Below are 22739 nucleotides of genomic sequence, written 5' to 3' on the forward strand. Positions count from 1 at the left end.
AAATTGTTTGATAAAACTACATGAAGATTTTTATTCTCAAATCGCAACTTGCGTAAAAATGTCTTCAATTTGCGCAAAGTCCCGCGATTTAGCAATTAAATAACAATTACATCTCAGTGTGTTCTCATTTGGACGCTACCGGGCGATTATCGCCCAGCCTTTAGCTCAGATTTCTTGGTTAGAAAATAGCCCGCCAATCTGCTTAAAGAGTATATAGCGGAAAGAAGGCACCAGATCTTTCCACATCCTAAATCCAGCCTGTTATCGCATATGGATCAAAACCGCATCATTCAAATCCTTGAAAAAATATCCTCGGTCAGGGTCGCCGTTTATGGTGACTTTTGCCTCGACTCTTATTGGGTCATGGATAACAGGGGCTCCGAAATATCAATTGAAACCGGCCTCATGACCGAAACGGTTGCCACGCATTACCACTCTCCCGGGGGCGCGGGGAATGTAGTTGCCAACCTTTCTGCATTGAAACCGGCCTGTATCAAAGTCATCGGAACGATTGGGAACGATATGCAGGGGAGAGAACTGGCGGCCCAATTGGAAATTCTCGGTGCAGATACTACCTCACTTTTCATCCAAAAGGAAAATTTCAATACTTACAACTATATAAAAAGACTGGTGGGCGGCAAAGAAGAGCCCAGAATAGATTTCGGCGTCTATAATGCGCGCAGCATAGAGACGGACGAAAAAATCCTGGCCGCCCTGGAAGCGGCGCTGCAGGAATGTGACGCATTGATTTTTAACCAGCAGGTGACCGGTAGCATCAACAATGAATCGTTTATTACCGGGGCTAATCAGCTTTTTGAAAAATACCCTGACAAAATCGTCATGCTGGATTCGCGCCATTTTAACGACCGTTTCGAGCATACATTCTTGAAAGCCAATGACCGGGAAATTGCATCCCTCGCGGGATTAGAGGTAAGCACGGAGACCAACGTGCCGGTGGCCGAGGTAAAAAACTACGGAAAACAAGTTTTTGAAAAATCCCTGAAACCCGTCTTTGTAACTTGTGGCGAGAGGGGCATCATTGCTTTTGATGAAAGCGGATACCATGAAATTCTCGGAATTCAGCTCAAAAATAAGCTGGATACCGTCGGCGCAGGAGATACCGCGATCAGTTCGATCAGCCTGTGCCTTGCGGCTGGATTTTCACCGGAAGAAGCAGCCCGGTTTGCCAATTTCGCGGCCGCGGTAAGTGTGCAGAAATTATACACCACCGGCACTGCCAATGCCGAGGAAATTCTGCATATCAGCAAGGAGCCCGACTTTATTTACAATGCGGACCTGGCCGAAAACGAGCGGAACGCCGTTTACTATCCCGGTACTGATTTTGAGCTTTGCGCACCGGAAGTTTTAGAAAAACTGGGACATATACGCCATGCCGTTTTCGATCACGACGGGACAATCAGCTCCCTAAGACAAGGCTGGGAGGAAATTATGGAGCCGGTTATGATGAAATCGATCCTGGGAGACCAATACGAAACAATAGATACGGGTACTTTTCATAAAATCCGCGAGGAAGTTAAGTTATTTATCCATAAAACGACTGGAATACAAACCATTTATCAGATGGAAGGGCTGGTTAACCTGGTGAGGGAATTCGGCTATGTGCCAGAGGAAGAGATCCTGGACAAATTCCAGTACAAGCAACTTTACAACGACGCGCTGATGGAGATGGTCAACAAGCGCATGGAAAAGCTCGTAAAAGGTGAGTTGGGTCAGGAGGATTATACCCTGAAAGGGGCTGTTGCTTTTCTTTATCAATTAAAGGAAAGAGGCGTAACGATGTACCTGGCCAGTGGCACCGACGTGGAAGATGTCCGCAATGAAGCTGAAATGCTGGGTTATGCCGATCTGTTTAATGGCGGTATTTATGGTGCTTTGAAAGATTACACGAAGTTCTCAAAGAAAATGATTATCGAAAAGATCATTCGCGACAATCATCTCAACGGAAATGAGCTCGCTGTTTTCGGTGACGGGCCCGACGAAATTCGTGAAGGCAGGCGCGCGGGCGGGATTTCGGTTGGTATAACAAGTAACGAGGTACAACGCTTTGGGCACAACCCTGCCAAGCGGCCACGTCTCGTCAAAGCAGGTGCACAATTGATGATCCCCGACTTTTCCCAATACAAAAAACTGGTAGGCCTTCTGTTTCAGGAAAATGAAAATTACGCTGAGGCATGAGAAAGCACGCTCATTCATTGCTTCCGCTCTCCTGCCTCCTGTCAATTTCCCTTATTTTATGCTCGTGTAAAAAGGAAAAAAACGCTGCTCCTGAAAATGCTTTTTATCAGGATAAACCCTTCTGGCAGGAATATCACGATGCGTATTCTGTAGGAAATGGGACCGGTGAAAATGAAGTCCGCCAGATCGTGGCCGATCGTGCTTCCACCATATGGATAGCCACAGCAGCCGGAATTTATAAAAAGAACAGGGATTCAAGAGATTGGTCCAAAGTTATAACGGGTGAAAACGACGGCCCGGCATACGCAGTAGCGCAGGGTCCCGGCTCAGCAGTGTGGTTGGGGACCTGGAATGGCCTTTATAAGATTGAGAAGGATGCGCTGGTCAAAGTAAGCGGGCCGGAGGGACCAATATCCGCCATTTGTGCCACACCAGAGGCGATTTATGCAATTGGCCCAAACGGCTTCTGGATGGACAATGGGGAGGGATTCATCAAAAAACAAAGCGGTATAGCCCGTGCTGTGCGGGACGTAATTTCTGACCATCATCACGGACTCTGGATCGCAACCGACGTTGGCCTGTACCATTGGACTGCGGATACGACCGAACATTTTTATAAGACCGACGCCCTCATCAGCGGATATGCCAAGGGTTTGGCAATTGATGGCAGCCAGAAATTATGGATCGGGGGGTTGGGCGGCATTACCATTCAAAATGGAGGTAAAAAGGAAAAGGAATTGCGGACGTCCGACGGTATCCCTTCTACTTATGTGACGGCATTACGATACGCCCCCGACAGTTCCATGTGGGTTGGCAGCCAGGCGGGCGTGGTTCGCTTCCGGCCAGACGGCAGTCATTCGCTATTGATTTCGCGCCGCTGGCTGATGAATGATCAGGTCAACAGCATTGCATTCGATAGCGAAGGTACCGCCTGGATTGCAACGCCGGGCGGCGTGAGCGCGATCAGAAAACGGAAAATGACCTTGGCCCAGAAGAATGACTTTTTCTTTGATGTATTGATGAAAAGGCACATTCGCGCGCCTTGGATCGCCGGCCAGGCACATTTGCGGGTGCCGGGAGATACCACCACCTGGGAGCCGGAAGACGACGATAATGATGGCGAGTACACCGGAAATTACCTCGCGATGGAGAGTTTCCGCTACGCCGCCACGAAAGATCCGGCTGCGAAAGAGAATGCAAAAAAAGGATTTGGCTTTTTAAAACTGCTGCAGGAAGTCACGGATACTGACGGATTTTTCGCCCGTACCATTATCCCCGCCGACTGGACGCACATGCACGACGAAAACCGGACATTTACCGAGCGGGAAAAAGCGGATGAACTCGTCAAAGAACCGCGATTCAAACCCGTGGAAGTGCGCTGGCACAAATCAAAAGATGGAAAATGGCTTTGGAAAGGCGATACCAGCAGCGACGAAATGTGCGGCCACATGTTTGGCTACTACTATTATTATACACTGGTGGCCGATGATGCGGAGAAGAAAATCGTAGCGGCGCACGTCGGGAGAATCGTCGATTATCTGATAGCCCATAATCTTAACCTCGTGGATGTGGATGGTACGCCTACGCGCTGGTCGGTATGGTCGCCGGATCAGATCAACCGCGAGGCCGAGTGGCTGCCCGACCGCAACCAGAATTCGATGGAAATGCTGGCTTTCCTGAAACTGGCGTATTTCATGACCCAAAACCAGAAATACGAAAAAGAGTATCTCCGCCTGATCGAAAAGGAACATTACCTCGAAAATATGAAAGAGGTGACGAAGCAAAACCCGGCCTGGCTGATCTATTTTGACCTGGTGTTGCAGGCCTATCTATATCCGATCCTGATCAATTGCGAAAAAGATCCGGAGAAGGTCAAGTTTTACAAAGAGCACCTCGAAGAATGGTTTGCAAAAAGAAAAGGCGACCATAACCCGCTGATTAACTTCATTTATTGTAACGCGCTGAACAAAAAAGCGGAACTGACCAATTCTGTTGATTTCCTGATAGACACCCCGCTGGACCTGGTCGACTGGCCGATCGATCACCGGAAAAGAGAGGATATCAGCGTGGTCCGTACGCCGGTCCTGGAAGATGAGCAGGTGAATCAACTGCAACCTGCCAGCATCCGGATGACCGTGCGCTGGGACAAAAATCCGTGGACGCTCGCTGGCGGCAACCCGCAGGTGGAGCGGGAGCCGGTTTTCTGGCTGCTGCCTTACTGGATGGGGCGGTATCAGGGTATGATTTCCAAATAACCAAAACTGGATATGAAACGATTAATGCTACTTTTAGCGATCAACATGCTGCTCGCGACAATGAACCAAACCCAGGCACAAACTGCCGAAACCTACGCCGAAAAACTAGGCTGGCCGAAAGGCGCCAAAGTGGTGATTTTCCATGTCGACGATGCGGGCATGTCGTATTCTTCAAATGAAGGGGCCAAAAAATCGATCAATAGCGGCATCGCAACTTCGTGCAGCATTATGATGCCCTGCCCCTGGGCGGCGAGTTTTGCCAAATATGCGATCGCGAACCCGAATATGGATGCCGGTTTGCATTTGACATTGACATCGGAGTGGCAGGATTACCGCTGGCCGCCGCTGACCGGCATTCTACATGCCCCCGGGCTGGTGGATAACGAAGGCGCGATGTGGCATGAGGTGGAACAGGTCATCAAAAGTGCCAGCCCCGATGAAGTGGAGCAGGAGATCAGGGCGCAACTGGACCGCGCATTGAAACTGGGTTTGAAACCCACGCACATGGACTCGCACATGGGCACCTTGTTCGCGCACATTCCGTACCTCGAACGCTACATCAAGGTCGGCGCGGAGCACCAGATACCGGTGATGTTTCCCGGCGGGAACAACAAGCTGCTGATTGAAAGTCTGAATAATCCCATCATCAAAAAGCTCAAATCCGAAGGAAAATGGAAGGAAGGCATGAAGCTACCCGATCCTGAAATCACGAAACAGACCGGTCCGGTGGGACAAAAAATATGGGCGGCGGGCCTGCCGGTACTGGACGACCTGCACACGATCAGCGGCGACTGGAAGCCCGAGGGAAGCAATGTTACGCCCGAGCAGTGGGGCAAATACAAAGTCCAGAAATTGAAAGAAACATTAAAAAACATGCAACCGGGTGTCGCAATGATCATTGTCCATGCCAGCGACGTGACGGAGGAATTCAAATACATCAGCGCGTCGGGCGGCTCGCGGTATGCCGATATGCTCTCGATGCTGGACAAGGATATGAAGGATTTTATCAAGTCGGAAGGCATCATTCAAACCACCTGGAAGGAAATGATGGAGCGCCGGAAAAAAGTAAAATGATTGGAGTAAATGAAGAAATTGATATTAATACTAGCCCTCAGTTTAAGTTTCAGAGTATTATTGTTAGCACAACAATCGTCGGGCAGCGGCCAAAATGCGATTGTACGACAAATGCTGATTTTCCCGCATCAGCCACAACATGTGCACGGGAGCAGCCTTGTGAACCTTCCTAACGGTGATTTTTTGGCAACATGGTTTCAGGGAAGTGGTGAAAGGACAGAAGACGACGTACGGATCATGGGAGCAAGGTTGAAAAAAGGTGATACAAAGTGGAGCGAGCCGTTTTTGATGGCCGATACCCCCAACATTCCCGACTGTAACCCGGTGTTATTCCTGAATGCGCAGGGCAAGTTATTCCTGGTCTGGATCGCGGTGCAGGCCAATTTGTGGGAGCAATCGATTTTACGGTTTAAAACTTCCGTCGATTATAGTAAAGCCGGTGCGCCGGTCTGGAACTGGCAGGACAACATTCTTTTAAAACCCGACAAACATTTTGAGGAAGAGGTAGCGAAGAAGTTCAAGGATCTGCCTGAAAATACGATGGGATGGGCCGGATATGCGCCCAAATACGACGAAATGATTATCGAGGCCAGCAAAGATGTACCAAAACGCAGCATCGGATGGATGACGCGGATCAAGCCGCTGCTGCTGGAAAATGGCAGGATTGTGCTGCCACTTTATTCCGATGGCTACAATTTTTCGATGACGGCAATTTCAAATGACAATGGTGAAACCTGGAAACCAGGCTTGCCGATCGTGGGCCGCGGCCCGATACAACCGGCGATCATTAAAAAGAAAAACGGCAACCTCGTGGCCTATATGCGCGACAGCGGCGACGAGCCTACCCGCGTCCACGTCAGCGAATCGGCTGATAATGGGGAAAGCTGGAAGGCAACTGTGAAAACCGACATTCCGAATACGGCCAGCGTCGAGCTGATCACTTTGAAGGACGGGCGCTGGGCTTTTTTAGGAAACGACATTGACAACGGCCGCTACCAACTGAGCCTGATGCTTTCGGACGACGAAGGAAAGACCTGGAAACGAAAGACTTATATTGAAAACGACGACAGCAAAAAGGGAGGCTACTCCTACCCTTGCCTGATCCAGACACCAGACGGATTGCTGCACATGACCTACTCGCACCACCCTGAAAAAGGGAAAAAGTCGATCAAATATGTCGTGGTAGATCCCTCGAATTAAAAATCAACTCTATGAATATGAAAAACCCACTACTACTCCTCTTACTTGTTTCGATCCTTCACTTCCGAAACCCGGCTGCTCACGCCCAGGCGGTTGTTTACAAAGACAAGCCTTATTTGCAGGATTACAGCGTCAAATTTTACTCGGATACGACCAAAACCCACCTCTTACAGGCCGCTTCCGACCGAAATGGCAACATTCAGATTCTCGCAAAAGACGGGCTCCAACATGTTTATGACGGCCAGTTTTTATATCCCGGAAAAATAGTCCCTGACGACACTTACCGGTTTTTGAAATACAAAAAAATTTCCGCGATCACTGCTTATGAGCACCAGTTTACCTATCTGACGGATTCGGTTATATTGAGCAATGCATGGGCCGGGACATTGTTTTCCAAACATTCATTGCCCGGCGCCAACATTTTTGCGAGCGGAAAAGATCAGACTTTCCTGATCTCCGATGGGAAATCCTTGCAGCTGATTAAGGATTCTCAAAATCTTTGGAGCGGCAAATTGGATGGCGACGATGTGATTTCGATTGTGTTTCAGGCTACTGCGGGTCAGTTCTGGATTTTGGGTAAAAAATCGCTGTATTCTCTTTCGGTAAATGATAGAAAACTGGCAAAACAATTCTCAGGAGCAGATTTCACCTCTTTTGATATTACCAGCAAGGGAAGTAACATGACAATCGGGACTACGGACGGTTATCTGACATTTAACATTACTACCAAAAAAGCAGGCGCAATTCACAAAAAGCTGCCGGTGACCAACATTACTGCGGTGAAAGAAGTGAATGGTAAGATCTGGTTCGGCTCGGATCAGGGTGCATTTGCGCTGCGGCCGGATGGAAAGTTTGACTATTATTATGGTGAGCGCTGGCTGCCGGGCAATAAGGTGATCAACATTGCCGAGGGGCCGAAGAATTCGGTTTTGATCCTCACAACAAAAGGTTTAGGTCAGATTATTTTCAAGTCGATGACTTTAGGAGACAAGGCGATGCTCTTTGAAGAGCAGGTACGGCAGCGGCATATCCGGAATGGTTTCAATGCTACTTTGGTGCACATAGACCATGGTAACCTTTCGACCGGCTATATGGAGGATTCGGATAATGATGGATTGTGGACTTCGATGTATCTCGGCGGTGAGATTTTCAGGTACGCCGTCACCAAATCTCCTGATGCGCTGGCCAATTGCAAGGATGCGCTGGACGGGATGGAAAGGTTATATACCGTTAATCCGATACCGGGTTTTCCGGCGAGGTCATTTGAGCGTTCGGGACATATCAAGGAGTTGCACGATCATGAAAAGTGGCAGCATTCGCCCGAAAAAGAGTGGGACTGGAAATCGACGACCAGCAGCGACGAGGTGATCGGGCATATTTTCGCATTTGGCGCCATGGCGGAGCTGGTAGATGATCCGACATTGAAAAAACGGGCGATTACGCTGATTGATACCGTCATGTCGCACATCATCAAAAACGATATGTACCTGATCGACTACGACGGAAAACCTACGATGTGGGGCAAGTGGAACCCGGAGTATGTAAATGCATTCCCGACCAATGTGGGCGACCGGAAGCTGAATTCTTCGAATATTGTCGGGATGCTACAGACGGCTTATCATTTTACCAAAAAAGAAAAATACAGAAAGAAAGCTTTCGAGCTGATGACCAAATATGGTTACCTGGAAAACATGATGCGCTCGATGAAAGTGATCGGAAAAGCGCCGGAAGATGCCGACGAGCATGCCAAACACATGTCCGACGGCTGGAACCACTCTGACGATGAAATGTACTTTGTGGGTTACTGGGGCCTGTATCGATACGCATTCAATGATACTTTGAAAGCCAAATACAAGGCGCAGATCCTGGACCACTGGCAGGTTGAAAGGCCCGAAAAAGAAGGTGCCTGGAATATTTTTACGGCATTGACGGGTACCAAAGAATTTGATCTCAATGAAGCGGTCTGGTATTTACAGGAACATCCCCTCGACCTGATCGACTGGGTGATTAAGAACAGCCACAGAAAGGACATTGAGCTACTGGAACCCAATTTCCGCAAGCAGACTACCAAAGAAGTGCTACCTCCCGACGAACGTCCGGTGCAACGGCACAATGGTAATATGTTCAATCTGGACAGAAACGGCGGAAATGGCACTTCCGAACACAGCGCGGGCGATATCTGGCTTTTGCCTTACTGGATGGGGCGGTACCTGGGTGTGATCTCGGCACCTCAGAAATGATGTATGCAGTTTCAACATACCTTCTTTTTTGGCTTTTAATAATGCTGGCACCCGATCCCAGGAATGATACTGCTTTGGAAGAAAAGCAAATCACGCACGACCTGACCTACCACCACGACCTGGACAATAATGACAATTTTTCACCGGATGGAAAATGGCTGGTGTACGATACCCGGACCGACGACGGCGGCATCGCAGAATCGGCCAGGATTGAGCGTGTCAACATTGCGACCGGAGAAAAACAGGTTTTGTTTGAAATCAAAAACAATGGTGCCTGGGGACCGGGCGCCGGTGCGGCCAGTTACAGTCCGAAGGAAAATGCGGTGGTTTTTATTCATGGACTGGACAACAGCTCAAAAGAAAATCCCTATCAGCAGTGGCGGCGGACAGGTGTGATCATCCACGATGACAAACCCAATGTTCCGGTTTTCATGGATGCGCGCGATGTAACATTTCCATTCACGCCGGGCGCGCTGCGGGGAGGCACGCACCGCCACGAGTGGAGCGGCGACGGAAAATGGATCGGATACACTTACAATGATGCGATTTTAAAGGCATTGGAAGACGCTACCGGCAAGAAGTATAACCTGCGGACGATCGGCGTTTCGAAGAAAATCCGCCCGGTCAATGTGGACAAGTCTGATGTAAATGTAAGCGGGGAATGGTTCAGTGCGCTGGTTGTGCGCGTGGTACCCGATCCAAAACCAGGAAGCGACGAAATAAGTCACGCAGCCAATGATAGCTGGGTAGGCACAAACGGTTATTTGAAAAAAGACGGCAAGCGACAAATGGCGCGGGCGTTTCTGGGAACTGTAAAAGACAAAAATGGCAGAGACGTCCCCGAAGTTTTCATCGTAGACATTCCCGACGATATCACCAAACCCGGCCCCCTCGGCCCGCTAGAAGGCACCAAAACCGATTTCCCGATGCCACCGGCAGGTGCCGCCCAGCGGCGACTGACATTCACTGCCGACTCCAAAAATCCGGGTTGCTACGGCATCGTCAGATCATCCCCTGACGGTAGTAAGCTTGCATTCTTGGCCAAAGACGAAAAGGGTATCATGCAAATTTTCACATTATTTCCCTTAGGCGGTAAGCCCGAGCAAGTGACGGAGCACGATTCAAATGTAGCAATCAACATTCGCTGGCATCCTGACGGGCAACATTTGACCTACATTTGCGGAGCAAGCATTATAAATTGTAAAATTGGAGAAGGGCCGTTTTCGGAGCGTGCGAAAGTGCTCAGTAAGGCCTCGGAATTTGTTCCGAGTAATCTGGTTTGGTCACCTGACGGGAAGGTTTTGGCTTTCAACCGGCTGGTGAAAGGGGCTCAGCAGGTTTTTGTGATGAAAGTTGATTTTTGAAAGAAGCGGCAGGCCCTGCTCTAACAAGCTTCGTAATTGCATGTGAGATTTGAAATCGTTATTTTTGATAACATTCAAGCAAACAAATAATGGAAACCTACATCGTACAACCTAAAAACCAATACGAAAAAAAAGCCCTTAAAGCTTTCTTCAAGGCACTTGACGTTCCGTTCAAAACCGAACAACGGGAAGAAAGTTTGTACAATCCTGAGTTTGTAGCCAAAATAAAAAGGGGTGACGAGGACGTAAAAGCCGGGCGTACCACGAAGGTAACGCTCGACGAAATATGGAAATAGAGTTTACCTCGGATGCGCGTGAAGATTTTAATTATTGGAAACGAACCGGCAACACGCGGATTCTAAAAAGAATAAGGCAGCTACTCGAAAATATCCAGGAAACCCCATTTCATGGAATCGGTAAGCCCGAGGCACTCAAAGAAAACCTAAGCGGCAAATGGTCGAGAAGAATCGACAAAGAGCACCGGATCGTTTACACTTTTTCTTCTCAAAAACTTACGGTTTATTCTCTCAAAGGACATTATAGCTAATGTCCTTTATTAGTTGGCCCTCCCTCCTATTTGTCACTTGCATTGTAAGGGACACCTTCATTTGTTTGCGTCAGCTAAAAACATCGCGGCCGTATGCTAAAAGGCTTTTCTTTTTAGCATACGATGCGGGATCTTTTGCAAGCAAAAATCCAAAAAACAAGAGTACAAAATGATTCATACCATGCGCTGGTTTGGCCCGAATGATCCGGTTTCTCTGATGGATATCCGGCAGGCTGGATGCAGCGGGATTGTCAGCGCCTTGCATCAGATACCGGTCGGGGATGTTTGGACGGTTGATGACATTAAGGAAAGAAAAAGGTTGATTGAAGCTGGTAATGAGAAGTTTAATCCGCTGAAATGGCTGGTTGTGGAAAGTCTGCCGATTCATGAGGATATTAAAAAAGGGCTGCCTTCTCGCGAAAAGTATATCAGCAATTATAAAACTTCACTGGAAAACCTGGCTAAATGCGGCATTAAAACGGTTTGTTACAACTTCATGCCGGTGCTCGACTGGTCGCGTACCGCATTGGATTATACGCTGGCCGGAGGGGAGAAAACGCTGCGGTTTGTCTGGGAAGACTTTGCCATTTTTGACTTATACATTCTGAAAAGGCCCGGCGCTGAAAAGGATTATGAACCGGAGATCCGGCAGGCTGCGCTGGAAAAATTAGAGAGCATGTCTTCGGAGGAAATCCGTGTGCTGACAAACACGGTGCTGCTCGGGTTACCCGGTTCAGAGGAAGCATTTGAGCTGACCAATTTTCAGAACCTGCTGAATGCCTATGCCGACATTGGTGACAAAGAGCTGCGGGAAAATCTGTATTACTTTATACAGCAGGTGGCGCCGCTGGCGAACGAGCTGGGAGTCAATCTCTGCATTCACCCCGACGATCCACCGCGCTCGCTTCTGGGCCTGCCGCGGGTGGTTAGCACAGAATCGGATTTAAGGGAGTTGCTGGAAGCTTGCAATGTCCGGGCAAATGGGATTACGTTTTGTACGGGTTCGCTGGGAGTCAGAGCTGACAATGATTTGACTGGGATGATCGAAAGGTTCGGCGACCGCATTCATTTTGTGCATTTGAGAACTACTAAAAGAGAAATTGATTCGGCTTCCAAGCATTCCTTCAACTTCCACGAAGCGCCGCATCTGGCTGGGGATGTGGATATGTATGAAGTTGTAAAAGCTTTATTGAAAGAAGAAAACAGGCGGGCACACCTCGGTTATCGCGACACATTTTTGCCGATGCGTCCGGATCACGGTTTTCAAATGCTGGACGATCTGCAAAAACGAACTTACCCCGGGTATTCGGCGATTGGGCGGCTTAAAGCTTTGGCAGAATTAAGAGGATTGGAAATGAGTATTTCGCGCTCGTTTCAGGAAATATGAATCACGAGTTAAAATTTGAATATCAATGTCTGCTACCCCTGAAAATACTTTGGATAAAAACACACTAAACATCTTTTCACTAAAAGGAAAACTGGCTTTGATTACAGGCGGAGGGAGCGGTATTGGCTTCAACATTGCGCAATGTTTGACAGAGGCGGGCGCAAAAGTTGTCATTACTGGTCGCAGAGAATCTGTTTTGCAGGAGGCCGTGGTGACTTTGGGAACTGATGCCAAATATGTGGTCAATGATGTGACGGATCTGAAATCGATACCTGCCCTTGTCGACGACATTGAGGCAACATTCGGGGCGATTGATATCCTGGTCAATAATGCAGGTATCAATATGAAAAAACATGCCGTAGAGGTGACTGACGAGGATTTCGACAAGGTTGTACAGACCAACCTGCATGCGGTTTTCTCGATCACCCGCGAAGTTGGGAAAAAAATGATCGCCCGGAAAAGCGGCTCTATTATTATGATTACCTCGATGGCAGCACTATACGGAATTGACCGGGTAGTGGCTTATACTGCTTCAAAATCGGCAGTCGGAGGGATGGTCAAGGCGCTGGCTACCGAATTTTCACCTTACAATGTACGGATCAATGCCATCGCGCCGGGATTTATAGAAACGCCGATGATGCTGACCGCCATGAACGGCGACCCCTCCCGCCGCGACAAAGCGATGGACCGTACGCCGATGGGCATCTGGGGCAAGCCGGATGACGTGGGTTGGGCAGCTGTTTTTTTGGCTTCGGAAGCCGCCAAATTCATTACCGGCGTTTCGCTTCCGGTGGATGGCGGGAATTCGATCGGGTTTTGAGGTAAGACTGCTAGCTACACCGCTTTTGAAATAATTATCTTTTAACTAACCACTATATATGCACTATGGAAAAGAGGATTAAACTTTTTGAGAAGCAGAAAATAAGAAGTCACTGGGATAAGGACAAGCAAACATGGTTCTTCTCGATCGTAGATATAGTCCAAGTCCTTACTGAAAGTCCAAACCCCAGAAAATATTGGAGCGTACTTAAAACTAGGCTAAAAAAAGAAGGAAGTGAGTTGACTACAGTTTGTAGTCAACTGAAAATGCAGTCTTCGGACGGAAAGTTTTACCTGACTGATGTAGCCGATACAGAGCAGATTTTTCGGCTGATTCAGTCAATACCTTCTCCAAAAGCAGAACCCTTCAAGCTGTGGTTGGCCAGAGTTGGCAGGGAAAGAATAGAAGAAACTGAAAATCCGGAGCTTTCCATTGACAGGGCGATGCAGACATACCTCCAGAAAGGATATAGCAAAGCGTGGATCAATCAGCGTCTTAAAAGTATTGAAGTCAGAAAAGAGCTGACGGACGAGTGGGAGAATCGTGGTGTAAAAGCAGGAAAAGAATTTGCGACATTGACGGACATTATTACACAGGCTTGGAGTGAAAAAACTGTAAAGGAGTACAAAGAATATAAGGGCTTGAAGAAGGAAAATCTAAGCGATAATATGAGCAATCTCGAACTGGTTCTTAATATGCTTGCTGAGGCTACAACAACTGAAATATCAAAAGAAAAGCTACCTTCTACATTTGAAGAAAATAAGATAGTCGCCCATGAAGGTGGTACCATCGCCGGAAATACAAGAAAGGAAATAGAGGCTAAAACGGGCAAAAAAATCGTAACTAGAACAAACGCAAAGATGCTTTCGGACAAATCCGACCCTGACCAAATCTCTTGAATAGCGCATCTAAAATCCAGTCCTAACCCAAACAAAATGAAAAAAACAAACTTCCTGAAACCCCTTTTCATTCTCCTGATTTCAGTACTGACGCTGGCGAGTGCCGGGGCGCAGAAAATCAAATGGAACAAGGTTAAAATTCTTGTTTATACCCGAAATGGGAAAGGGTATGTGCATGATAACATTGCCAATTCGCTGGTGGCGATTCAGGCGCTGGGGAGGCAAAATGGCTTTGGAGTGGATACGACTTCCGATGCTTCGAAGTTTACGGATGACAATTTGAAACAATATGATGCGCTGGTTTTTTCGAACACCAATAATGATGTGTTTGATACGGATGCACAGCGGGTTGCGTTGATGCGGTACATCCAGGCCGGGGGCAATTTTGTGGGAATACATTCCGCTTCGGGTACCGAGCGGAAATGGCGGTGGTTCAAGGATATGCTCGGCGGGACGTTTTTCTGGCATGAGCCGGGACAGAGCTTTTCCGTCAAAATTCTCGATCCCAAAAACCCTGCGCTGGCCCATTTACCGGCGATCTGGAAGCGGCAGACCGATGAATTTTACTTTGTAAAGGAAATGGCGGTTAACCTCACCGTGCTGGCCGTGAATGATCACACCACCATTGAAAAACCTGCTGGAAAGGCGCTGGACACATTTGGTGACGTATTTCCGTCGGTGTGGTGGCATGAGTACGATGGGGGCCGGGCGTTTTATACTTCGCTGGGGCACCAGAAGGAAGACTATGACCAGGAGGACTTGAGAAAGCACATTCTCGGGGCGATTGAATGGGCGATCGGGCCGCAGAAACCGAGAAATTATAGCAAAGCCTATGCGACAAGTCCGCAGGATGTTGTGCGTGCCAAATAACACTCAACCATACTAAATCCCAATCCAATGAAAGACATTCAGCAAGAAAACAGCCAGGACAGACGGTCCTTTATCAAGAAAGCTGCCACCGGTACCGCCGGAATTATCGCAGCTTCCATGTTCCCCACGATTGTTCCTGCCAGCGTTTTTGGAAAAAATGCGCCTAGCAACAAAATCAACATTGGGCAGATCGGCTTTGGCCGTATCGGCTCGTCGCACGATTTGCCGGAAGTAATTAAAAATGAAGCTGCGCATGTGATCGCCGTGGCGGATCTGGACAAAAACCGGCTTGCCAATGGTAAAGTCTGGATCGAGAAAAAGTATGCAGAGCGCACCGGGAAGGAGAACTATCTGGAAGTGAAAACCTTTGACGATTATCACGAGATTCTGGCCCGGAAAGACATTGACGCGGTGATCATCAGCACGCCCGACCACTGGCACGCACAGCCAGCGATGGAGGCCGCCATCGCAGGGAAGCACATTTATATGCAAAAACCGACTTCACTGACGATCAAGGAAGGCAGGATGATGGCGAATACGATTATCAAGAAGAAAGTGATTTTCCAACTGGGAAGTCAGCAGCGCTCGATTTCGCCCTGGCCGCAGTTCAAGAGGACTTGTGAGTTGGTGAGAAATGGCCGGATCGGGAAATTGAAAAAGGTATATGTTGGTCTGCCCGGCGACCCTGCTGGCGGGATCACGACAGAAATGCCGGTACCACCGAATTTGAACTACAACATGTGGCTCGGCTCGACACCGGAAATTTATTATACCAAAGACCGCGTGCATTCTCAGACGGATATGTTGAACGAGCGTCCGGGGTGGCTGCGTTTAGAGCAGTTCGGTGCTGGAATGATCACCGGCTGGGGTTCGCACCACATTGACATTGCGCACTGGGGCATGGATACTGAACTGACCGGACCGATTGAAATTGAAGGTAAAGCCACATTTCCGGCAAAAGGATCGGGATTGTGGGACGTGCACGGTGATTTTCTGGTCAATGCCAAATATGCAAATGGAGTTGAAATGGAAATTGGCGGCACGAATCCGAACGGGATCAAATTTGAAGGTACCGAAGGCTGGATTTTCGTTTCCCGCGGGAATGTCGGCGTGACGGCTTCTGACCCGGTTGCAGCTACTACTGCCGCGAAAAATGAGGCATTTTATGCGAGCGATGCCAAAATTCTCGGTTCAGTGATTGGAGAAAACGAAATACATCTTTACGAAAGTCCAGAGCAGCACCGGAACTGGATTGAAAGCATCCAAAGTGGAAAACAAACCATCAGTCATGCAGAAATTGCGCAGCGCTCTTGTACGGCCTGCTTGCTTGCACATACTGCCATGAAACTGGGCCGGAAATTGAAATGGGACCCTAAGAAAGAAGATTTTATCAATGATAAAGAGGCGAGTGCCATGCTCTCTCGTCCGCAGCGCGCACCTTATGGTACGAATTATGTAAAAGGTTAAGCAACTGACATTCAAACAAAAACCCGACGAGCCTTGAAGACTTGTCGGGTTTTTCATTTATAGGTTGTTAGTAATTCCCTTTATACTCTCGCGGAGTTTGACCAATGTATTTTTTAAAATTCCGATTGAAGTTGGACAGCGAATCGAACCCGCTGTCGTAGGCAATCTGGGCGATGGTCCATTTATCTTCCAGCAATAATTTGCACGAATGTCCGATGCGGATTTCGTTTACAAAATCGATGAATGTCTTATTGGCCCTGGCTTTGAAATACCGGCAAAAAGCAGCTTCCGTCATCCCGGCGAGTGAGGCGACATCGCCTAGCCTGATCTCCTGGTAAAAATGCTGCAGAACGTAATTGTGCACTTTTTGCATTCGCTCGGTTTCCGAAACTTTGTAGGTATTCACATATCCGTAACTCGAAATCGGGCTGCCGCCGGTTTCGTGGGCCAGTTTATCCAGCAGCGTGAGGAGTTGCAGAATGCTTTTAAAACCTTCGGTATGCGTGAGCGACATCAGTTCCTGACGGATATGTTCGCGGAGTTCGCCTTTGTATTCGATGCCTCTTTTGGAGTCGAGCAGCAGCTGGCGGAGTGCCAGCATTTCAGGTTTTTCCAGAAAATCTTTACCTAAAAAATCTTCCTGAAAATAGAGCACAATTCCGTGGGTCGTCAATGTGGACGACTGGTCAAAATATGCCGGGTCGCTGCGCCATAAATGCGGTACGTCGGGGCCTAGAAAAACGGTATCTCCGGGCTCAAAAGTTTGCACAGAATCGCCGATCAACCGCTTGCCGGTGCCTTCCAAAACTGTAAACAATTGATAATGTGGATGGAAATGCCAATTAGGGTCAAAATGAGGTGCGCGAAGTTCCTGAACGGTGACGGTTCGCACCTGACTTTCGATATTTTTATGAATGGGTGCCTTCATACAAGCTCCTGAATTTTACCACTGAACGTTAAGGGTCAGTAAATTTAACATCAAAATACGGTTACTGAACCATTTTTCTTCCTGGAAATTCATTTAGCAAGCGGTAAACGATTAGCGTCTGCCGAGCGTTGTAATTTATGCTAACCGAAGCTTTTGCAAATGGCATAATATTTGAAATATTATGCTACCGCAAGTCGCACTTGCAACCATTTATTTTGACACCATGTCCTCATTTCGTTACTCTATTAGTTTTTTAACATTATGAAAAGCTTTGCACTTCCGGCAGTATCGTTGCTGCTGTTTTTGATGTTGTCCAGCTGTGGAAAAACAACCACAATCAACAGTAATATGGAGCTCACCGGCAAGTGGGAATTGGAAAGCATCGTGCAGGATAACATCACCATTAAAAAGCCGGCTCCGGCCAAGGGGCAAATGAATGTAAGTCTGATCTTTAAAGATAAGGGTGAACTTGAAGGAACATCTTCCAGCAACCTTCTGACAGGTTTTTATGAAACCGCCCAGCAGAACACGATCCAGATCGGCGGCGGCGGGACTGAAAGAGCTGAGACCAGTTGGGGTAACCTTTTTGTAAATGCGCTGCCGAATGTCAACTTATATGATCTGAAAGCTGATCGGCTTATCCTTTATTATGAAAACAACAATCAGCTGATTTTCAGCCGGGCGAAGTAACATTACATCGCAATTTTCGGGAGCAGTTCTGGTCAGCGGACCGGAACTGCTTTTTTATGCATATCAAGATCAAATCAGTACTCGTCAAATCGCATCAAACAAAGGGTATTTTTTTACTGTAAAATTGTACGGATATTACTTGCCTAGCTACTTTACAGTTTAAAAATCCTGATTGATGAAATATAGTATGAACCTCCTTTTGTGGGGGACTGAAATTGACGACAGCCTTTTTCCAACATTGGAGCTGATCAAAGAAATAGGTTTTGACGGCGTCGAAGTGCCGATATTTAATACCAATCCCGAACATTGGTTCAACTTCCGGAAAAAGCTGGACAGCCTGGGTCTGGCCTGCGAAACAGACACCATCTGCGGCCCGGACCAAAACCTGATCAGCCGCGATCCCGCGATGAGAAGGCACACGATCGAACATTTGAAAAGTGCACTGGACTGCTCCCTCGTTTTGGGCGCCACCAAATTAATGGGTCCATTCCACTCGGCTTTGGGCGTTTTTACCGGGCAGCCTGCCACAGCCGACGAATGGCAGTGGGGCGTAGAAGGAATCCGGGAAGTAGCAGATTACGCCGAATCCCTGGACATCACATTGGGCCTCGAATACCTGAACCGCTTCGAGCTGTATCTAACCAGCTGCACCGACGAATTGATGCGATTTGTAAACGAGATTAACCATCCGAACTGCAAAATCATGTTCGACACTTTCCACGCCAACATCGAAGAAAAAAACATCGGCGACGCCATCCGCAAAGCCGCAAACCAGATCAGCTTCATCCAGCTTTCAGAAAACGACCGCTCCACGCCCGGAAAGGGAAATGTGGATTGGGAAGGAGTTTTTAAGGCGATTAAGGATATTAAATATGACGGCTGGCTGAGCATCGAGGCTTTTAGTCCTAAGCTGCCGGTGGCTAATATATGGAGGAAGATGTTTGATTCCGAGGAGCAGCTGATGCGGGATGGGCTGGGGTTTATTAAGGCGAATGTTTGAAAACAGGGAGTAGCCGGTGTGTTATCACCGGCTACTCCCTATCTCTATTAAATATCTCTTTTTGCCATGTCGAACCAATTGATTACGCTGACTCCGTTCGATCGCTCTTCTTCTTGATTGCCTGCATAAACGATATATCCTTTTTGTTCGCCGCTGAGCTTGTTCCAATATAGAATGCTTTTGAAAAATTCACCGTTGATCGTTTTTCCGGCTTTAATCTCGATGGGCAATAATGAAAGTCCGTTATCAACCACTACGTCGACTTCATGACCGGTTTTGTCGCGCCAGTAGTAGAGGTTAACCGGCTTTCCGTCGTTCGTTCGCTTTTTCAAAAGCTCTGTGACAATCAAACATTCAAACAAGCTGCCTCTCAAAGGATGGAGTGTCAATTGATCCGCGCTGGTGATGCCGAGCAGCGAGCAAACCAATCCTGTATCGTAAAAATAGATTTTGGGGCGCTTAACAAGGGTTTTGTTAAAATTTTTGAAGTGGGGCCTGAGCAAGTAAATAATGTAACTGCTTTCCAAAACCCCTATCCACGACTGCACCGTTTTCGTATCTACGCCAGTATCGACGGCCAGCGAAGTCAGATTTAGTTCCTGACCTGTTCTTCCAGCCAAAAGACGAATGAAGCGCTCGAAAACGATCAGATCAGTGATATTTTTAATCTGCCGTACATCCCTGTCTATGTATGTACGCAGGTAGTTGGGAAACCAGTCTTGTGGCGGAATTCCCGGATCGTAGATAGGCGGATAAAGTCCTTTTACGATCAGTTCATTTTCATCAGGCGCCTTTTGCTGATCTCCAAAAAGCTCTTCGACACTGAAAGGAAGCAGGTTCAGAATTGCGACACGTCCGGCCAGGGTTTGTGAAATGTTTTGCTGAAGCTGAAAGTTATTGGAACCGGTAAGTATAAACCTGCCAGGTTCAGGCGATTCATCCAGCATTTCCTGCAAATAGGAGAACAGCTCCGGCGTTCGCTGGACCTCGTCAAAAATTGCCCCTGCCTCATATCTGCTTAAAAACCCTCTTGGATCTTCCAAAGCAAATCGGCGTGTATCGGGATTTTCAAGAGACAAATAAGTTTTGTCAGGAAACAGACTTTTTACAAGCGTCGTTTTCCCGGATTGGCGAGGCCCTGTCACCGCCACCGATTTAAATACACTTGCCAATTGGGTTATTTTTGGAGCTGCGTATCGCTTTATCATAAGTCAAATTTAGTCAAAACTGGAAAAATATGGAATCTGATTCCATATTTTTCCAGTTCATAGGTATTGCACTGATTTACAGTTCATTGCGATTCTTAGATAGTGCCATTAATAAGAGCCAGAGGCTCGACCGATATCTTAACTTCGGATTTCAATCCGTAGAGCCAAGGAGTAAGATGCCAATCAGCGTATCCGGCGACATCGGCCAAGCGTCTGAGTCCTAAGTCACGCCTACCCCGGGTTGAAACCCGGGGTTAGGAAATCGGCTGAGCCTCTGGCTCTACTTTCCGAAGAAAAATCGAAGTAAAAATTAATCAACAAAATCAAACTCTCATTTGTTGGAAATCTGAACAAAAACTATCTTTGCCTTAATGAAAACTTTTACTTCCATGGAGGAGGCTTTCAAATGGTGGCTTACAAACATTTATCCATCGTTGCCAGCCGAAGTAAAGAGAGGTAAACTGACTTACGCTTGGAGAGATTTCACTCACAAAAGAGGTATCTCACACGCAAGAATGAAGGAAATCCTTTCTGAGTTTGGAGATATAGAGATACAGACTCTTATCAAATACACTCCAAAGTAATTTTTTTGAATCAGAATTGTTGGAAAAATGCACAAAACAAAATAAAGAAAAAACCCGGCGTAGGTCTCGAAAACATTACATCCGGGTTCAGTTCAATCAATTACAATTAAACTTTCACAAAACTATGAACAATCACCAAGATTCAAAATCACAACAATCTGGCGCTGCTGAACAGGCATCATTGAACCAAACGAACATTGTTGGAGAATTTTTCAAAAGAGACTCAGCAGCCGAAATGATCGAATCGCTTCATGTAATGGTGGAGAACTTTCTTTTTACAGAAAATCTAGCCCGGGTGACGCCGGAAATGCGGGTACATATTGTAAACAATCTCCGGACGGCGACATTCATAGCAAAATTGGCTAGGCACTGCGGCATTTGATCTTTGGGAAAAAAAATGTTACGGTGCGCTGCACCTTTTTGAGATAGGTCATTATTAAAATTCTACAAGTCTTGTGGTGCTCCGCACCTCTTCAAGATTTAAATTCTCGGGTGCAGAGCATCATAAGACTTGCAGCAAAAACAATTAGTGCAGAATCGTAAGGTGCAGAGCACCATAAGACTTACAGCAAAACAATTAGTACAGAATCGTAAGGTGCAGAGCACTATGAGACTTGCAGCAAAAACAATTAGTGCAGAATCGCGAGGTGCAGAGCACCACAAGACTTGTAGCAAAGACAATTAGTGTAAAATCGCAAGGTGCAGAGCACCGTGACATTTTCACTCGTTTACCTCAAACCTTAAAAACCAGCCTCCGCCGATAAAGCACCACCAAAATAAGCGTCCACAACAATAAATAAAGCAGCGCATAAACCAGCGAAGCATTGTACGGACTTTCAAACCTTGGCACAATTTGATATTTGTACAGGTATGGAACAAGATTCAGTTCCTCGGACGGATTAGCCGGGTTGGCCACTTTCACGACATTCAAAATGCGGATCAGGATGCCCGAAAAGAAAAAGACGACCATTGGATTTATCCCAAACATGACGAAAAATGTCGTCCAGCCTTTAAAACCTTTAATATCAATAACATAAAACAAAAGAGCCAGACAAAGCAGTGCCCAGCCAGCGGCGTAGAGCACGAAGGAACTGGTCCAAAGCGCTTTGTTGAGAGGAAAAACAAAATTCCAGAGATAACCGACGATCACACCGCCTAAACCTCCTGCAAACAGATAGAAAGCCTTCCGGGGTTTCGGCAAGTTAGAGCGCAAAAGTTTACCTGTAAGCAAACCGGCAATTCCGGTGCCAATTGCTGGCAATGTGCTCAAAATTCCCTCCGGATCCCAGGTTTTGGAAGTGGCCCAAAGGTGTCCGGGCAAGAGCAAATTATCCAGCCAGGCAGCCAGGTTTGTCCCTTTTTCAAGACTTGCTTCGCCGATTCCTGGTACCGGGATTAGTGTCATAATCGCCCAATAAATCAGCAGAACTACAATACCGAAAATCGTTTGTGTTGTCCAACTGGTCCGCCAATAAAGCAACGAGACGATCAGATAAACGACCGCAATGCGCTGTAAAACACCTGGTATCCTGACGGTTTCAAAATCTTTAAACCCGCCGAAAGCGAGGATTAGCATGACTATGAACATCGAGAGAGCGACCCAGAACTGATAACTTCTGTTATAATCCCCAAATAAAGCGACGACCACAACCGCCGTGATCGCCAGCCGGAAAGCCAGCAATGCCGCGTCTTCCAGACCAGCAAAATGGATGCGGCTGAAAAAGCTCAGAAAAAGTCCCAAACAGAAAATCCGCAATGTTCGGGTCACGATCCTTTGCAGCACAATGCCGTCGCTAACGCTTTGCACGGAAGCCAGCACGACCGATACCCCGACAATAAAAAGGAATGTCGGGAAAACCAGATCGGTGGGCGTGCAGCCGTGCCACTCGGCATGTAACAGGGGCGCATACACGTGATCCCAATCGCCGGGATTGTTCACGATGGTCATCAGGATCATGGTCAGTCCGCGGAGGACATCGAGCGACACCAGTCTTTGTTTCATAATGCGGA

The 22739-nt window shown here is 47.5% G+C and carries 19 protein-coding genes; 16 read left to right on the forward strand and 3 right to left on the reverse strand.

Going from position 1 to position 22739, the window contains the following annotated elements:
• Window positions 1-270: 270 nt before the first annotated feature.
• The 13 genes from AC1XUF_RS14245 to AC1XUF_RS14305 all read left to right on the forward strand — a co-directional run bounded on the left by AC1XUF_RS14245 (window position 271) and on the right by AC1XUF_RS14305 (window position 16319).
• Window positions 271-2196 (forward strand): PfkB family carbohydrate kinase, encoded by a 1926-nt coding sequence (locus tag AC1XUF_RS14245; protein WP_483342465.1) that lies wholly within the window; start codon window positions 271-273, stop codon window positions 2194-2196.
• Window positions 2193-4451, forward strand: a complete 2259-nt coding sequence (locus AC1XUF_RS14250) for a ligand-binding sensor domain-containing protein (protein WP_483342466.1) — start codon at window positions 2193-2195, stop codon at window positions 4449-4451. Before AC1XUF_RS14245 ends, AC1XUF_RS14250 begins: the two co-directional genes overlap by 4 nt.
• A 12-nt stretch (window positions 4452-4463) precedes the next feature.
• Window positions 4464-5525, forward strand: coding sequence for a polysaccharide deacetylase family protein (locus tag AC1XUF_RS14255; RefSeq protein ID WP_483342467.1), 1062 nt, complete (start codon window positions 4464-4466; stop codon window positions 5523-5525).
• Between the two features lie 9 nt (window positions 5526-5534).
• Window positions 5535-6725, forward strand: a complete 1191-nt coding sequence (locus AC1XUF_RS14260; protein ID WP_483342468.1) for a sialidase family protein — start codon at window positions 5535-5537, stop codon at window positions 6723-6725.
• 17 nt (window positions 6726-6742) lie between these two features.
• Window positions 6743-8965, forward strand: a complete 2223-nt coding sequence (locus tag AC1XUF_RS14265; RefSeq protein WP_483342469.1) for a hypothetical protein — start codon at window positions 6743-6745, stop codon at window positions 8963-8965.
• 41 nt (window positions 8966-9006) lie between these two features.
• Window positions 9007-10329: a DUF3748 domain-containing protein gene (locus tag AC1XUF_RS14270; protein WP_483342470.1), complete on the forward strand. Its 1323-nt coding sequence runs from the start codon at window positions 9007-9009 to the stop codon at window positions 10327-10329.
• A gap of 89 nt (window positions 10330-10418) precedes the next feature.
• Complete coding sequence (locus tag AC1XUF_RS14275) at window positions 10419-10625, forward strand: DUF2683 family protein (protein ID WP_483342471.1); 207 nt, start codon at window positions 10419-10421, stop codon at window positions 10623-10625.
• A complete protein-coding gene (locus AC1XUF_RS14280) occupies window positions 10616-10876 on the forward strand; it encodes a Txe/YoeB family addiction module toxin (protein WP_483342472.1) in 261 nt (86 codons plus the stop codon). The genes AC1XUF_RS14275 and AC1XUF_RS14280 overlap by 10 nt, the downstream gene beginning before the upstream one ends.
• 169 nt (window positions 10877-11045) lie before the next feature.
• Window positions 11046-12263: a mannonate dehydratase gene (gene uxuA / locus AC1XUF_RS14285; protein ID WP_483342473.1), complete on the forward strand. Its 1218-nt coding sequence runs from the start codon at window positions 11046-11048 to the stop codon at window positions 12261-12263.
• Window positions 12264-12288: 25 nt separating this feature from the next.
• A complete protein-coding gene (locus AC1XUF_RS14290; protein ID WP_483342474.1) occupies window positions 12289-13083 on the forward strand; it encodes an SDR family NAD(P)-dependent oxidoreductase in 795 nt (264 codons plus the stop codon).
• A gap of 65 nt (window positions 13084-13148) precedes the next feature.
• A complete protein-coding gene (locus AC1XUF_RS14295; protein ID WP_483342475.1) occupies window positions 13149-13982 on the forward strand; it encodes a BRO-N domain-containing protein in 834 nt (277 codons plus the stop codon).
• A 36-nt stretch (window positions 13983-14018) separates the two neighbouring features.
• Window positions 14019-14852, forward strand: a complete 834-nt coding sequence (locus tag AC1XUF_RS14300) for a ThuA domain-containing protein (RefSeq protein WP_483342476.1) — start codon at window positions 14019-14021, stop codon at window positions 14850-14852.
• A 27-nt stretch (window positions 14853-14879) separates the two neighbouring features.
• Entirely contained in the window at window positions 14880-16319 is a 1440-nt protein-coding gene (locus AC1XUF_RS14305; RefSeq protein ID WP_483342477.1) for a Gfo/Idh/MocA family protein, read from the forward strand.
• Between the two features lie 67 nt (window positions 16320-16386).
• On the opposite strand, the gene AC1XUF_RS14310 is transcribed toward AC1XUF_RS14305, so the two are convergent.
• Window positions 16387-17247, reverse strand: coding sequence for an AraC family transcriptional regulator (locus tag AC1XUF_RS14310; RefSeq protein ID WP_483342478.1), 861 nt, complete (start codon window positions 17245-17247; stop codon window positions 16387-16389).
• A gap of 261 nt (window positions 17248-17508) precedes the next feature.
• Between AC1XUF_RS14310 and AC1XUF_RS14315 the strand changes: the two genes are divergently transcribed.
• Both AC1XUF_RS14315 and AC1XUF_RS14320 read left to right on the forward strand, forming a co-directional pair.
• Window positions 17509-17937, forward strand: coding sequence for an META domain-containing protein (locus AC1XUF_RS14315; RefSeq protein ID WP_483342479.1), 429 nt, complete (start codon window positions 17509-17511; stop codon window positions 17935-17937).
• Between the two features lie 175 nt (window positions 17938-18112).
• On the forward strand, window positions 18113-18937 hold the full coding sequence (locus AC1XUF_RS14320; RefSeq protein ID WP_483342480.1) for a sugar phosphate isomerase/epimerase family protein: 825 nt from the start codon (window positions 18113-18115) through the stop codon (window positions 18935-18937).
• A gap of 47 nt (window positions 18938-18984) precedes the next feature.
• On the opposite strand, the gene AC1XUF_RS14325 is transcribed toward AC1XUF_RS14320, so the two are convergent.
• Window positions 18985-20145, reverse strand: a complete 1161-nt coding sequence (locus AC1XUF_RS14325) for an ATP-binding protein (RefSeq protein WP_483342481.1) — start codon at window positions 20143-20145, stop codon at window positions 18985-18987.
• 708 nt (window positions 20146-20853) lie between these two features.
• Here AC1XUF_RS14325 and AC1XUF_RS14330 point away from each other — a divergent pair.
• Complete coding sequence (locus AC1XUF_RS14330) at window positions 20854-21111, forward strand: hypothetical protein (protein WP_483342482.1); 258 nt, start codon at window positions 20854-20856, stop codon at window positions 21109-21111.
• Between the two features lie 351 nt (window positions 21112-21462).
• Here the strand turns inward: AC1XUF_RS14330 and AC1XUF_RS14335 are convergent, their stop codons facing one another.
• Window positions 21463-22731: an acyltransferase family protein gene (locus tag AC1XUF_RS14335; protein ID WP_483342483.1), complete on the reverse strand. Its 1269-nt coding sequence runs from the start codon at window positions 22729-22731 to the stop codon at window positions 21463-21465.
• Window positions 22732-22739 lie beyond the last annotated feature (8 nt).

It is taken from the genome of Dyadobacter sp. HNCC25DJ185 (assembly GCF_056895195.1).